The sequence below is a fragment of the Spiractinospora alimapuensis genome, from assembly GCF_018437505.1.
Taxonomy (GTDB): Bacteria; Actinomycetota; Actinomycetes; order Streptosporangiales; family Streptosporangiaceae; genus Spiractinospora; species Spiractinospora alimapuensis.
On the sequence record NZ_CP072467.1, the window covers coordinates 1,198,111 to 1,212,713 of the forward strand.

The following is a 14,603-nucleotide window of genomic DNA, read 5'->3' on the forward strand; positions in this document are numbered from 1 at the left end:
AGCTTATACAGTGGCGCCACGCGTGCGGTCGCCCCGAACGCGGCCAAGATCTCACTCCCTCGCCGGGGGGCCGAAAACCCGCGCAACCGCCCGATTTCCAGCGGAGAAGGGCCGGCGTGGGGGATACTAGTCGTGCTCGTTACGGGGGGTCGGATCACAGTCGGCGCGAGATACCGCAATAATGCTCCCGTGGCGACAGTAACCGCGAACGAAGAGACAGCATCCGCACCCGAGCATGGTGTGGCAAGGCGACCTGACCTGGTGAGCGTTGGCACCATTGTGTGGCTGGCCAACGAGCTCATGTTCTTTGCGGCGCTGTTCGCGATGTACTTCACCATCCGATCGGTCACCGTCGGCAACCCCGAAGAGTTCGGTGAGTGGCCCGCCGCGCACCTCAACGTGCCGTGGGCCTTTGGGATCACCGTGATCCTCGTTGCCTCCAGCTTCACGGCTCAGGCCGGCGTCTGGGCCGCGGAACGCGGCGACGTGCGCAAGCTTCGACGGTGGTTCGGGCTCACCTTCCTGATGGGCCTGACCTTCCTCGCCGGGGTGGTCGTGGAGTACTACGAACTGATCGTGGAGTACGGACTGACCCTTCAGTCCAGCCCCTACGGGTCGATGTTCTATCTGACGACCGGCTTCCACGCGATGCACGTGACCGGGGGGTTGATCGCGTTCCTGTTCATGCTGGGACGCACGTACGCCGCGAAGCGCTTCACTCACCAGCAGGCAACCAGCGCGATCGTCGTGTCCTACTACTGGCACTTCGTTGACGTCGTCTGGATCGCCTTGTTCGCAACCATCTACTTCATCCAGTAACCCGAAACGGGGACACCGTGAAATGGATTACCGCGCGGCGGCGGCATCCCCTGGCGGGCTATGCCGTCGTCCTTCTGGCTCTGGCGTTGTTCGGAGTCGGATACGCGGCGTTTGTGCCCAACGCCGATCGCGCCCAGGCACAGAGCCAGGCCGCCGATGTCAACGACGACGTCGACATCAGCGAGGGGAGGGAAATCTACATCGCGAGCTGCATGAGTTGTCACGGTGACGACGGTCTGGGGTACGAGTCCAACGAGGACCTCAGCGGCCCCTCGCTGGAGGGTGTCGGCGCCGCGGCCGTCAACTTCCAGGTCAGCACCGGACGCATGCCGTCGATGGATCCCGACACCCAGATGCCCCGTAAGGACCCGGCCTGGGATCAGCAGCAGACCGCGAACCTCGCCGCTTACGTGCAGGCGGAGTTCGGTGGCGGGCCGGAGATTCCGCTCGATGTCCCCGGCGAGGCACCTGACCCGGCCTTGTTCGACAGCGACGCCGAGTACGAGGCCGCTGTCGACGCGTACGAGGACGCGTACTCCGCTTACGTGGCGGGCGGCGACATCGACGCGGGTCAGACCCTCTACCTCACCAACTGTGCGCACTGTCACAGCTGGTCCGGTGGTGGCGGTGCGCTGACCGACGGGCACATCGCCCCACCTCTGACGGAGTCGACTCCGCGCCAGATCTACGAGGCGATGCTCACCGGTCCCGGCTACATGCCGGTGTTCAACGATGAGACCCTGGAGCCGCAGGAGAAGCAGGATCTCATCACCCACGTCAAGGAACTCCAGATGGAGCCGAACGCCGGCGGCATCTTCGACCTCAACCGCGTGGGGCAGACCGCCGAGGGCTACATGTCCTGGGTCGTCGGCCTCGCCCTGATCGTCGCCGCGGCAGCCTGGATCACCGCGAAGCAGCGAGCCCATGACTGATAACCCACACAACTCATCCGAATCCGATGGCGCCAAGCGCGTCATCGGCACGCCCGTCGACTCCGACGAGGTCGTGACCTCCACCGAGTCGTCCGCCGAGGACGACCGGCACGAGGGCCCCTATCCGGCCAGTGAGACCCACGGCCACTCCGAGGAACGGCAGCGCACCGGCGAGCGGATGGCCGCGGCCTGGTTCGTCGTCGCGTTCCTCGCGGGCGTGGGCTTCATCGTCAGCTACTTCCTGTTCCCGCCCGGGCCCGATGACACTCCCGTCATCGCCGACCCGGGAGTTGAGCAGCTGTCGAATCTCATGCTCGGCGGGACTCTGACGATCGCCCTGTTCGCCCTGGCGGCGGGGATGACCGTGTGGGTCCGGCGCGTGATGCCGCACTACGAGGTCTCGTCCCCGTACGACGACCTCCCCTCGTCCCCGGAGAAGAAGAGCTCGTTCTCCGAGTTCTTCATGCGCGGGGCCAACGAGAGCGGCTTCACCAAGCGCCCACTCATGCGCCGGACGCTGCTGCTCTCCATGCTGCCACTGGGGATCGCCCCCATCGTGTTGCTGCGCGACGCCGGGCCGCTGCCCGGCGACAAGCTGCGGCACACCATGTGGGAGGACGGCCACTACATGGTCGTGGAGGGCACCACCCGCCACATCAAGGCCACCGACCTGGAGGTCGGCGGCATGATCGCGGTCCTGCCGGAGAACACCGAGGACCCCGACCACCCGGTCAGCCTGAACGAGCAGGCGAAGAGCTCGACGATCCTGATCAAGATGGATCCCGAGGACTTCGGGGAGGAAATGACCGACGAGCGGATCGGCTGGACGCACGACGGCATCGTCGCCTACTCCAAGATCTGCACCCACGTGGGATGTCCGGCGGCGCTGTACGAGCGCACCACACACCGGATCCTGTGCCCCTGCCACCAGTCCACGTTCGACGCCGCCAACGCGGCCAAGGTGGTCTTCGGTCCGGCCGCGCGGCCCCTGCCGCAGTTGCCGATCCGCGTGGATTCCGAGGGCTACCTGGTCGCCGCTGGGGACTTCTCCAGCCCGGTCGGACCCACCTTCTGGGACGCGGAGAAGGAGGACTAGCCAGTGAGCACAACGGAATCCCCGAAGGCGCTCAAGGGGCTTGGCAACTTCGTCGACGACCGGTTCAAGATCGCCTGGGAGAAGAACCTCCGCAAGGTGTTCCCGAACCACTGGTCGTTCATGCTGGGCGAGATCGCGCTCTACTCGTTCATCATCCTGATCCTGACCGGCGTGTTCCTCTCACTGTGGTTCAAGCCGAGCATGCAGGAGATCATTTACGAGGGCTCCTACGCCCGCCTCAACGGTGTGGAGATGAGCGAGGCCTACGCCTCGACGTTGCACATCATGTTCGAGGTCCGTGGCGGGAACCTGATTCGCCAGATCCACCACTGGGCGGCCCTGATCTTCCTGGGCTCGATCGCCGCGCACATGCTGCGGATCTTCTTCACCGGCGCCTTCCGGCGTCCGCGTGAGATCAACTGGGTGATCGGTGTCCTGATCTTCGTGATCTCCATCCTGGAAGGGCTGTTCGGCTACTCGCTGCCGGACGACCTGCCTTCTGGGCACGGTGTTCGCATCCTGCAGGGTGTGATGATGTCGGTGCCACTTGTGGGACCGCACCTGTCGTTCTTCCTGTTCGGCGGGGAGTTCCCGGGTGAGGACATCATCAGTCGGCTGTACCTGCTGCACATCCTCGTGCTGCCGGGGATCCTGCTGGCGCTGATCACCGCGCACTTCATGATCCTGTGGCACCAGAAGCACACGCAGTGGCCCGGCCCGGGCCGCAGCGACAAGACCGTCGTCGGGTCCCCGATGTACCCGGCGTTCGCGGTCAAGGCCGGCGCGTTCTTCTTCTTCACGTTCGCCGTGATCGCCGGCCTCAGCGCCCTGGTGCAGATCAACCCGATCCACCTGTTCGGACCGTTCACACCCACATCCGTCACCTCGGGTCTGCAACCCGACTGGTATATGGGCTTCCTGGAAGGTGCCTTGCGTATCTTCCCGGACTGGTTCGATATCTGGATAGCCGGCTACGTGATCCCCACCGGCGTACTGTTCCCCGCTGTGGTCATCTTCGGCGCGCTCTTCACCGCGCTGGGGGTCTGGCCGTGGGTCGAACGATGGATCACCGGGGACCGCCGCGTCCACAACGTCCTCGACCGTCCCCGCAACGCCCCCGCCCGCACCGGGCTCGGCGTCGCCGGAATGACGTTCTACGGACTGCTGTGGGCCGCCGGTGCCAACGACGTGATCGCGGAGACGTTCTCGATCAGTCTCTACTGGACGACGTACTTCTTCCGTGTGGCCGCCATCATCGGACCGGTGATCGCCTTCATCATCACCAAGCGGATCTGCCTGGGACTGCAGCGTCGGGACCGGGCGACCCTGGAGCACGGCTACGAGAGCGGCGTCGTGCGCCAGCTGCCCAGTGGTGAGTTCCTCGAGGTGCATCGCCCGATCTCCGAGGAGACCCAGGACTCGATCAGTGCCAAGGAGGACCTCGTCCCGGCGAGTTCCCAGGAGACTGACGAGAACGGGGTGGTGGACCCACGGCGACGCACGATGAAGGGTCGCCTCCAGATCCGGCTGAACCACTGGTTCACCAAGGACAACGTCTCGATGGCCGACGTGGAGCCGCACGCTCACGACGAGGGCCCCGAAGAGGTCCACGACGAGGTGCGCTCCGGCCGGTAGGAGCAGGTCGGACGGACACGACTGTCGGTCCGAACTCGGGGGCCGGGCTTCACGATCGTGAAGCCCGGCCCCCGACGTCTGTCCGGCGCCCTCCCCGTCTACGCGACCCCTCGCCGCCCTCGGCAGGAGGACGACCCGTGCCGGGCTCGGCTCCGGCCTCGATGTCGTGACCGGCCCGCACACTCCCGTAGCCAGGTCGTGGGCGTCACGCCGCTCCGTCCAGTCGGTACTCACCCCAGGGACCCAGCGCGGCGGAGTCACCCGACCGCCACCCCGTGGGTCGTGCGAGGCCATCGCTCAGGTGCCTCTGGACGACGCCACGACAGCGCTGACCGCCGTGGCCGACAGAGGCTGATCCCCGGGAGGGTCCAGGAGCCCCCGGGCCCCTGAGGCGCGGGGCCCACGGAACGCTCGGGAGCCCACCTGGCACGGCCGACAACGCACCAAGGACATCCGGGGCACCGGGAGGCGAGGAGCACCACTCCCCCACCGGTTCCACACCCCACAGACGCCGCTGGGCCGTCCCGAGGGATCTCGGGGCGGCCCAGCGGCGTCTGATTCTGGAGCGAGACTCTGACCTACTCGGCGGGCTCCTCAGCACCTTCCTCGGTGCCCTCGTCCGCGCCTTCCTCGCCTTCGGTGTCCTCCACGTCCCTGGAGTCCTCGCCCACCGGCGGGGCGTCGGGCGTGCCGGCCTCTCCGGTGTTCTGGGCCTCACCGAGCGGGCTGTTCTCCATCCACTCGTCCCAGGAACGCTGCCAGTACGCCCACCCGTTGTCCCACTCGGCCTCGCGGTCGGTGCCCGACTTCACCACCGGGTCGCCCATGAGGGAGTTCTCGTAGAACCACAGCGCGTCCTCAGTGAGCATGTTGGTGCACCCGTTGCTGTTGTTCCGGACGCCGTGGTCGTTGTGGTAGTCCGCCGCGTGGGTGAACTCGCCACTGTTGGAGATGCGCACCGCGTACTTCACGTCGAGCCGGTAGTAGCCGGGGGAACCCTCGGGGATCCCGACCGTGGCGGAGTCCATGGTGAGGTCGGTGTACTTCTCCATGGTGAGCTGGGTTCCGCTCATGGTGGTGTCGAACTCGCGGTTGGCCGCCCCGTTGGAGACCGGGAAGGTCTTCTCCACCTCGCCGTCGACCGACACGATCATCTCGTGGTCGGGGACGTGCATCTCCGTGATCTGCTCACGGCCGACGTCGAAGTTGATCTGGTAGTTGCGGTCGGCGTACTGGCCGTCGGCGAACTGCACGCCCGCCAGCCGCACGTTGACGGTGATCTCCTGGTAGGGGTCCCAGTACTCGGCGGGACGCATGACCATCATCTCGTCGCCGACCCAGTTGGCGGCGATCTCGTTCGGCTCCTCCGAGAGGACCTCGACCGCGGACTCGACCTGTTCCTTGTTCTCCACGGGCATGTCGAAGTTGATGATGATCGGCATGCCGACCCCGACCTCCTGCCCGCTGGTCGGGAAGTTGGAGGTGATCTCCAGGCGCTGTCCCTCGGTGGCGGACTCGGTCGAGAACTCCGAGACGTGCTCGGACTCCTCCCCGTCCTCGTTGGCCGCGGTCACCGTCACCGTCAGGTCGGCGCCGGGGGGCAGTGTCCAGTCGGAGACCCACTGGGTCTCCTCCTCGTTGAGCGACCCCGTGACCTCGTCGAGGGTGTGCCCCTCCTCCTCGGCCTCCGCGTCCTCCCCCTCGGCGGCGACCTCTTCCGCGCCGTCGTCCTCCTCCGCCGCGCCACCGGCGACGTCCACCTGAACGTCGGTGATGGTGCCGTCGCTGGCCTCGACCGTCAGGGGGAGGTCGGGACGGACTGACTCGGAGCCGTCCTCGGGTGTCACGGTCACCGAGACGTCAGGGGAGGAATCCCCCGTGTTCGCGGCTTCACTCGCCCCCGAACATCCAGCGCTCAACAGGACGAGCGCGCCGACGACGGCGACGCCGGTCCGCCAACGCAGGGATAGGGATGCGTCGCTCATAACGAGAGGGTCCTCCAGGGTCGCACGGTGGCCCGAAGCTTTACTGTCCTTGTACTAGGACGCGCCGCGCCCCTCTGAGGTTTCCCGCACGGTTCCACCGTTGGGAAAAACCTGTCTCCAGCGTAGCTGTCCGAACACAGAAGGATACCGCGACTGGTACCCGCACCCTGACAACGCTACATCCCCCAGATCACGGGGCAATCTCATTCGTCGTCCCGGTGCGGACTCATTAGCTTCCGACGGCTCCAGCGTCCCGGAATCGTTCGGGACCACCGCGTCCGACGAGTCACCGGACACGGGCGCGTGGGCCGGCACACGAAGAGGTCCGCCCATCCCAGTGGTTCTGGGACGGGCGGACCTCGTGGCGTGAAACCACCGCCGGTCGGGCCAGCACCGTCTAGTGCTGGAACTCCTTGCGGTAGTACTCGAAGACCCAGCCGAGCGCGGTCAGCACTACGGCGACGGCCCCCGTGGCGAACATCCACCAACCGAAGACGATGCCCAGCGCGGCGAAGCTCACCGCCATCGCGACGAACAGCGGCCACCAACTGTGCGGGCTGAAGAACCCGTACTCGCCGGCGTTCTCGGCGATCTCGCCTTCCTTGTCGTCCTCCGGAGCGAGGCCGTGGTGACGCTCACTGCGTCGCGCGGCCTGCCAGATCCAGAACCCCACCATGAAGGAGAAGGGAACCGAGAAGACCAACGCGACGGTGCCGGTCCACTCGATGCCGCCCCCACCCACGCTCGCGGGTTCGGCGAGGATCCAGTAGATGTATACGCCGACGACCAGGATGAGGAAAGCCCCGATGCCACCCCATATGTACGCCTGGCTCTTCATTGCTGCTCCTCGAAACTAACGCGCGCTCGGCGCGGCGGCGCCGGGCGCGGCGGCATGGGGATGGTTGAGGTCGAACGTCGGGCGCTCGGACCGGATCCGCGGCAGTGACACGAAGTTGTGCCGCGGCGGCGGGCAGGACGTCGCCCACTCCAGGGAGCATCCGTAGCCCCACGGGTCGTCCGCCCGCACCATCGGGGCCGTCTTCGCCGTCTTCCAGATGTTGTAGAAGAACAGCAGCGTGGAGGCGCCGAGCACGAACGAGCTCACCGACGAGAACACGTTCAGCTCGGTGAACCCGTCGGAGGGCAGGTAGTCGGCGTAGCGGCGCGGCATACCCGCGGCACCCAGCCAGTGCTGCACCAGGAACGTGCCGTGGAAGCCGAGGAAGAGCAGCCAGAACTGAATCTTGCCGATCCGCTCGTCCAACATCTTGCCCGTGAACTTCGGCCACCAGAAGTAGAACCCGGCGAACATCGCGAACACCACGGTGCCGAACACGACGTAGTGGAAGTGCGCCACCACGAAGTAGCTGTCGGTGACGTGGAAGTCGATCGGCGGGGACGCCAGCAGAACACCGGTGAGACCACCGAACAGGAAGGTCACCAGGAACCCGATGGTGTACAGCATCGGCGTCTCGAAGGTCAGTTGCCCACGCCACATCGTCCCGACCCAGTTGAAGAACTTCACCCCGGTCGGTACCGCGATCAGGAACGACATGAACGAGAAGAACGGGAGGAGCACCGCCCCCGTCGGGAACATGTGGTGCGCCCAGACCGTGACCGAAAGCCCGGTGATGGCCATGGTGGCGGCGACCAGGCTCTTGTACCCGAAGATGGGCTTACGGCTGAACACCGGCAGGATCTCGGTCGCGATACCGAAGAAGGGCAACGCGATGATGTAGACCTCGGGGTGCCCGAAGAACCAGAACAGGTGTTGCCACAGGATGGCGCCACCGTGCTCCGGGTTGAACACCTGGGTGCCCACCATCCGGTCGGCGCCGAGCGCGATCAGCGCCGCGGTCAGCACGGGGAAGGCGATCAGCACGAGGATGCTAGTGAACAGGACGTTCCACGTGAAGATGGACATCCGGAACATGGTCATGCCCGGAGCGCGCATACACACGATGGTGGTGATGAAGTTGACGGTGGCGAGGATCGTGCCCAGACCGGACACGACGAGGCCCATGATCCACAGGTCGCCACCCACGCCGGGCGACCGCACCGCGTCGGACAGGGGCGTGTAGGCGAACCAGCCGAAGCTGGCCGCCCCGCCGGGGGTCAGGAACCCGCTGATGACGATGAGGCCACCGAACAGGAACAGGTAGTACCCGAAGATGTTCATCCGCGGGAACGCCACGTCGGGCGCTCCGATCTGGAGCGGAATGATGATGTTGGCGAAGCCCACGAACAGCGGGGTCGCGAACAGCAGCAGCATGATGGTGCCGTGCATCGTGAACAGTTGGTTGAACTGTTCGTAGCTCATCACCTGCATGCCGGGGAACATCAACTCGGCGCGGATCAGCAGCGCCATGATGCCCGCGATCAGGAAGAAGCAGAACGCGGTCACCAGGTACATGTACCCGATGATCTTGTGGTCGGTGGAGGTCATCCAGTTGACGACGGCCGAGCCCTTGCGGGTCGGCGCCGCTCCTCCCACCGCGCCAGCGCGGGGTTCGCTCACGGTGGTCATGATGTGGCCGCCTCCTCCTCGGCCTGCTCCTGCTCGTCCTGCTCCTGCTGCACGTCGTCCTGTTCGCCCTCGACGACGCCCTCGAGCTCGGCGATGTCCGGAAGGGGGGCGGGGTTGTTCTTCTGCTCCTCGAGCCAGGCCTCGTAGTCCTCGGGGGACATGACCTCGACGGTGAACAGCATCTGCGAGTGCTCGACGCCGCAGAGTTCGGCACAACGGCCCTCGAAGACGGCGTCGCCGTTCTCGACCTCTTCCTCGGGAACATGCACGTCGACCTGGAACTCGTTGGGTTGCCCAGGAATGACGTCCATCTTGAACAGGAACGCCGGGATCCAGAACGAGTGGATGACGTCGGGGGACTCGAGGTTGAAGTGGACGACGCTGTCGTTGGGCACGACCATGTGGGGCGAACCCTCGGGCCCGGGAACACCGGAGACGGCGACGTCGTCGCCCTCGATGTTCTCCTCGCCGTCGTAGGTGAACTGCCAGCTCCACTGGTACGCGAGCACGTCGATGGTGACGTCGGGGTCACGGTCGGTGTCGGTGATGTAGTTCTGGTCGCGCGCGGTGAAGTAGAAGAGCACCGCGATCACCACGATCGGCAGCACGGTGTAGAGCGCCTCGATCGGGAGGTTGTAGCGCACCTGGGGCGGGAGTTGGCTCGAACGTTTGCGGTGGAAGATCACCGACCAGATGATCAACCCCCACACGAGGATGCCCACCGCGAACGCCGCCACCCACGACCCCTGCCAGAGGTCCAGGACGCGCTCGCCCTGCGCGGTAATCGGCTCCGGCACACCAAGGCGCGCGGCCTCTCCCGAACAGCCCGTCAGTGCGAGGCCAAGTACGGCGAGCGCGGCGCCACGTGATGCCCATCGGCGCGAATGCCGATTCCGAAGGGTCGGACTCACGGAATGCCTTCCCAGCGTTGCTGCCCGCGTCCCGCGGGCTGTCGGTTGTCCTAGGTTTTCAGGGGAGACCATATCGCGCCACCGTCCCCACTGGCGGCACGGACTTTGGCCGCCAGCGTGTTGCACGGCACCGGTCCGAGCCAGGAACAGGTCTGCGGTTTTCTCCCCGGCTCGCCGCGACGCCTCCAGGCGCTGTGCGCGGGGTTGTTCCACGTACACCGCGGCGAGCTAAGGCGAGCGTATCGTTGCACTGAGAGCGGCCCGCACCGGGTCCCCTTAGCCGCGTCACCGGGTTCTCTCACCGGAATCCACGGGGGGTGGCCGATGCTGTGGAACGCCCCGCGCGCCGACACGCTCCGCACAGCGGAAGGCCCCGCCCGGACGAACCGGACAGGGCCCTCCAGAATGCCGTGTCAGCGGGAGTAGTACTCAACCACCAGCTGCTCGTTGAACGGCACCGGAACCTGGTCACGCTTGGGTCGGTCGACCACGGCGACGCGGAGTTCCTTGTGGCTGACCGCGAGGTAGCCAGCGATGCGCTCGTCGGCGTGCACGCCTTCGGCGGCCTCGATGAACGGCACCATGGCGCGGGACTTCTCCCGCACCCCGATGACCTGTCCCGGCTTCACCTTGTACGACGGGATGTCCACCTTGCGCCCGTCCACGGTGATGTGACCGTGGTTGACGAACTGACGCGCGGCGTAGATGGAGGGGGCGAGCCCCGCACGCAGCACCACGGTCGCCAGACGCAGTTCGAGCTCAGCGATGAGCTCCTCACCCGTACGTCCCGAGCGCTTGCGGGCGCTCTCGAAGGTACGGGAGAGCTGCTTCTCGGACAGGTCGTAGTACCAGCGCAGCTTCTGCTTCTCCAGTTGCCGCAGGCCGTAGTCACTGTTGGAACGCCGGACGCGGCGGCCGTGCTCACCCGGGGGGTACGGCCGCTTCTCGAAGTACTTGACCGCCTTACGGGTCAAGGGAACACCGGCGCGCCGTGACAACCGCACCTTGGGTCCGGTGTAGCGCATGTGTGGGTCCTCTCAGGTCATGATCGAAGCGTGCGAAACCCCCAGGTAAGGCTTGCCTGGTTCTGGGTGGCACGGCGGTGACGCCGTTCGTTGCCGCGGTTCCGCGTGGCAGTTACAGCATCCCAGCTTAAGCCCTCACAGGTGCCCTTCGACCGCGGCCGCCGACTCCGGGCCGTAGGAGTCGGTCAGACGGCGCAGGAGCGACTCCTTGGTGAGCTCGTATTCCTGCGGTCCGGTGACCTCCAGGGCGTGGACGGCGACCGCGTTACCGACCTCGGCCGCGCGCTCCAGTGACTCGCCCCACGCGAGAGCGGCGAGGAAACCACCACGGAAGGCGTCACCCACCCCGGTGGGGTCGACCTGTTCGCGCACGGCGGCCGAACGCACGTGCACCGGGGGCTCACCCTTGCGCTCGATACGGACGCCCTTCCCACCGAGTGTGGTGATCCGGGTCCCCACGCGGTCCAGGATCTCGTCAGCGCTCCACCCGGTCTTCTGCTGGGCGAGTCCGGCCTCGTACTCGTTGGTGAACATGTAGGTCGCGCCCTCGATGAGCTCCCGGACGTCGGGGCCCTCCATGATGGCGAGCTGCTGGGAGGGGTCGGCCGCGAACGCGATGCCCTTCTCTCGGCACTCCTTGCTGCGCAGCACCATGGCCTGCGGGTCGTCGGCTCCGATGAGCACGAGGTCGAGGCCGCCGGTGTGGTTCACGATGGCGCCGAGGTCGATGTCCCGGGCCTCCGACATCGCCCCGGGGTAGAAGGAGGCGAGCTGGTTCTGGTCGCGGTCGGTCGTGCAAACGAACCGCGCCGTGTGGCGGGTGCTGGACACGAGGACCTGGGAGGTATCCACACCGTGGCGGTCCAGCCAGGCGCGGTACTCCCCGAAGTCGGCGCCGACGGCGCCCACGAGGACGGGGTTGAGGCCGAGACGGCCCAGGGCGTAGGAGATGTTGCAGGCGACGCCACCGCGCCGCATCTCCAGCTCGTCTACCAGGAAGGACAGCGAAATGTTCTCCAGTTGGTCAGCGACGAGCTGCTCGGAGAACTTCCCTCCGAAGGTCATGAGATGGTCGGTAGCGATGGAGGCGGATACCGCGATACGCACTGCGGCGTACTCCTTGTCAAGAGGGGACATGACCCGTCAAGCCTACCGAGGTGGCTTTTCGGCGTCCCGATGAACCCCTTTCGGGGGTCTTCCTACCCACCGCGGCGGCCAGCGCCGTCACCGGCTGACCTGGGCGTCCCGGCCGGACACGATCGGGGGCCCGGCGGTCGACCGCCGGGCCCCCGATCGTGGCTGCTAGTTGAACGAGTCGCCGCAGGCACACGAGCCCGTGGCGTTGGGGTTGTCGATGGTGAACCCCTGCTTCTCGATGGTGTCCACGAAGTCGATGGTGGCCCCGATGAGGTAGGGAGCGCTCATCTTGTCGGTGACCACGTCGACGCCCTCGAAGTCCGCGACGATGTCACCGTCGAGTTCCCGCTCGTCGAAGAACAGTTGGTAGCGAAGGCCCGAGCAGCCGCCCGGCTGGACGGCGATCCGCAGCCGGAGGTCGTCGCGCCCCTCCTGGTCCAACAGGGTCTTCACCTTCGTTGCGGCCCCTCCGGTAAGGATGACTCCCTGTGCGGTGGACTCGCTCTGAACCGTCATCTGCACTCCTCGCAGCCGGGGCCGCCGTTCGCGGCCGAGTTCTCCCTGGCGTTGAACACCGAGGAATCCGCGCGTATTTCATCGCTAGCGGCGCCTGACGCCTCTCCTCAGGCTAAGGGGTCACCCGGGGGTTGTACCAAATGACTCCTCCGTCGCGGTGTCCTGGGCGGACTTCGTTCCCCGCTCCGTGGCGACCCGGGCGGCGAGTCGGGTCAACTGTGTCGCGGACTCGGCGAGGGCCAGTTCCACGCTGCCGGCGGACTCGACCAAGGAGTACGTGGTGGAGATCCCCGCCTTCTCCGCCTCCGCGGGGTCGACGGTGACCCGGCCGGCGAGGACGAGACAGTCGACCTCGTGGGCGGTGGCCATCCGCGCGACCCCATGGGGGAGCTTTCCGCGCAGGGACTGGGAGTCGAAGGAGCCCTCGCCGGTGAGGACCAGGTCCGCGGCGGCGACGCGCCGGTCGAGCTGGACGGCGTCGAGAACGAGCTCGACACCGGACTCGACGCGTCCGCCCAGCAGCAGCAGGGCGTAGCCGAGACCGCCCGCGGCGCCCGCCCCGGCGGTGTCGCGCAGTCGCCGATCGGGGTCGGTCGCGTCCGCCCAGCGCACCAGGTCCGCCTCGAGTCGTTCGACGGCGCGGGCGTCGGCTCCCTTCTGTGGCCCGAACACCCGTGTGGCGCCGTGTGCGCCCAGCAGCGGGTTGTCGACGTCGGTCGCCGCGACCAAACGCACCGCACCCACGGCGGATCGGGCGGGCTCGAGGTCCACCGAGCCGCGCAGCGACGCGAGGCCGGCGCCGCCGCGGGAGAGGGCGGGGCGCGGGGTCGCGCCGAGAGCCGCGAGGAGACCGGCACCACCGTCGTTGGTGGCGCTGCCGCCCAGCCCTACCACGATGGTCGTGGCGCCGTGGTCGACCGCCGAGGCGATCAACTGCCCCACTCCGTAGGAGCTGGCCCGCTCGGGGTCTCGCTGGTACTCCTCGAGAAGGTGGAGGCCGCACGCCTGGGCGCTCTCGATGTAGGCCGTCGTGCCCTCCTCGGTGTCCAGGAGGGCGAACTGGGCGGAGACGGGCCGGCCGAGCGGGTCGGTCACCTCGACGGTCACAGTGGTGGCGTCGAGGGCCTCCCCCATGACCTCAACGAATCCGGGACCGCCGTCGGACAGGGGAACGATGTCGACGTTGGTCTGGGAGTGGACACTGGTCCACCCGTCGGCCATGGCGCGGGCGGCCTCGGGCGCTGAGAGGGTTCCCGCGAACTTGTCGGGGGCGATCACAATGTGCATGGTTCGCAGTGTTCCCGATTCCGGGCGTCGGCGTCGATTCGATCGGGTTCAGCGCAGGCCTGGTGCCCCGTACACGGGGAACCAGCGACGCTTGTCCTTCTCCACCGGTAGGTCGTCGCCGACGCTGGCCGCGATCTGCAGTTCCAGGGCGTTGTCGCGGCGTTCCCCTCCGGCGGGGGCGAACGGGTAGAACGTGCCGCGCTTGTAGAGGTACACCAGCGCGACGGTCCGGCCGCGCTGGTCGGTGAAGGGGACCAGTGAACACAGCAGCGAGGGGCCGAACCCGCCGCCTTCCAGGGTGGAGTTGACCATGTGCAGGCCGGTGACGAGGCCGCTCACGTCGTCCCCGGCGTCGGGGGCGGAGCGCAGCACGAGCCAGGTGTAACCGTAGGCGTCCTGGGTGGCCTCGACCGGTGGCCCGTCGCCCGCCTGCAGCAGCTCGGTGACCTCGGCCTCCAGGTCGGCGAACGCTTTGCCCTCGGCGGCGCGGAAGGCGACGGAGCCCACGCCCGTGGGTTGGAAACCGGCGGCGGCTCGGAGGGTCACCGCGGCGGACGGCAGGGCGAAGAGGTCGTCGAGCTGGGGTTTGGCGGGTTTCGAGCGACCGAGTAGGGCGCGTAGAAAGCTCATGCCCAGATTCTGCCCCACCTGGGGCGTGACAAGGCCGAGGGGCGTGGGTCGTGGTGCTCACCGTGCGGCGCTCGGGCCGACGGATCCACTGGCCCCGGGCCCC

General features: G+C 67.1%; 13 protein-coding genes. 4 read left to right on the forward strand and 9 right to left on the reverse strand.

The window, feature by feature from the left end; genetic code table 11:
* Positions 1-240 precede the first annotated feature (240 nt).
* The 4 genes from ctaE to qcrB are packed head-to-tail and all read left to right on the forward strand — an operon-like array spanning position 241 to position 4,482.
* Entirely contained in the window at positions 241-819 is a 579-nt protein-coding gene (gene ctaE / locus J4H86_RS05535; RefSeq protein ID WP_449451345.1) for an aa3-type cytochrome oxidase subunit III, read from the forward strand.
* A 17-nt stretch (positions 820-836) separates the two neighbouring features.
* The gene (qcrC, locus tag J4H86_RS05540) at positions 837-1,751 is read left to right on the forward strand and encodes a cytochrome bc1 complex diheme cytochrome c subunit (RefSeq protein ID WP_236542427.1); all 915 of its coding nucleotides are present in this window, start codon (positions 837-839) and stop codon (positions 1,749-1,751) included.
* Complete coding sequence (gene qcrA, locus J4H86_RS05545) at positions 1,744-2,847, forward strand: cytochrome bc1 complex Rieske iron-sulfur subunit (protein WP_236542428.1); 1,104 nt, start codon at positions 1,744-1,746, stop codon at positions 2,845-2,847. The genes qcrC and qcrA overlap by 8 nt, the downstream gene beginning before the upstream one ends.
* Positions 2,848-2,850: 3 nt before the next feature.
* Positions 2,851-4,482, forward strand: coding sequence for a cytochrome bc1 complex cytochrome b subunit (qcrB, locus tag J4H86_RS05550; protein ID WP_236542429.1), 1,632 nt, complete (start codon positions 2,851-2,853; stop codon positions 4,480-4,482).
* Between the two features lie 578 nt (positions 4,483-5,060).
* Here qcrB and J4H86_RS05555 read toward each other — a convergent pair.
* From J4H86_RS05555 to pspAB, 9 genes are all read right to left on the reverse strand, one after another.
* On the reverse strand, positions 5,061-6,467 hold the full coding sequence (locus J4H86_RS05555; RefSeq protein WP_236542430.1) for a L,D-transpeptidase: 1,407 nt from the start codon (positions 6,465-6,467) through the stop codon (positions 5,061-5,063).
* 397 nt (positions 6,468-6,864) lie between these two features.
* Complete coding sequence (locus J4H86_RS05560) at positions 6,865-7,305, reverse strand: cytochrome c oxidase subunit 4 (RefSeq protein ID WP_236542431.1); 441 nt, start codon at positions 7,303-7,305, stop codon at positions 6,865-6,867.
* A 15-nt stretch (positions 7,306-7,320) separates the two neighbouring features.
* Entirely contained in the window at positions 7,321-8,994 is a 1,674-nt protein-coding gene (ctaD, locus tag J4H86_RS05565; protein ID WP_236542432.1) for an aa3-type cytochrome oxidase subunit I, read from the reverse strand.
* A complete protein-coding gene (gene ctaC / locus J4H86_RS05570) occupies positions 8,991-9,905 on the reverse strand; it encodes an aa3-type cytochrome oxidase subunit II (protein WP_449451341.1) in 915 nt (304 codons plus the stop codon). The genes ctaD and ctaC overlap by 4 nt, the downstream gene beginning before the upstream one ends.
* Before the next feature lie 413 nt (positions 9,906-10,318).
* Positions 10,319-10,930, reverse strand: coding sequence for a 30S ribosomal protein S4 (gene rpsD, locus J4H86_RS05575; RefSeq protein WP_236542434.1), 612 nt, complete (start codon positions 10,928-10,930; stop codon positions 10,319-10,321).
* 135 nt (positions 10,931-11,065) lie between these two features.
* Positions 11,066-12,037, reverse strand: a complete 972-nt coding sequence (locus J4H86_RS05580) for a carbohydrate kinase family protein (RefSeq protein ID WP_236543919.1) — start codon at positions 12,035-12,037, stop codon at positions 11,066-11,068.
* A gap of 195 nt (positions 12,038-12,232) precedes the next feature.
* Positions 12,233-12,583 (reverse strand): HesB/IscA family protein, encoded by a 351-nt coding sequence (locus J4H86_RS05585; protein ID WP_236542435.1) that lies wholly within the window; start codon positions 12,581-12,583, stop codon positions 12,233-12,235.
* A 120-nt stretch (positions 12,584-12,703) separates the two neighbouring features.
* Positions 12,704-13,870 (reverse strand): glycerate kinase family protein, encoded by a 1,167-nt coding sequence (locus tag J4H86_RS05590; RefSeq protein ID WP_236542436.1) that lies wholly within the window; start codon positions 13,868-13,870, stop codon positions 12,704-12,706.
* A 48-nt stretch (positions 13,871-13,918) separates the two neighbouring features.
* Positions 13,919-14,500, reverse strand: a complete 582-nt coding sequence (gene pspAB, locus J4H86_RS05595; protein ID WP_236542437.1) for a PspA-associated protein PspAB — start codon at positions 14,498-14,500, stop codon at positions 13,919-13,921.
* Between the last annotated feature and the right edge of the window lie 103 nt (positions 14,501-14,603).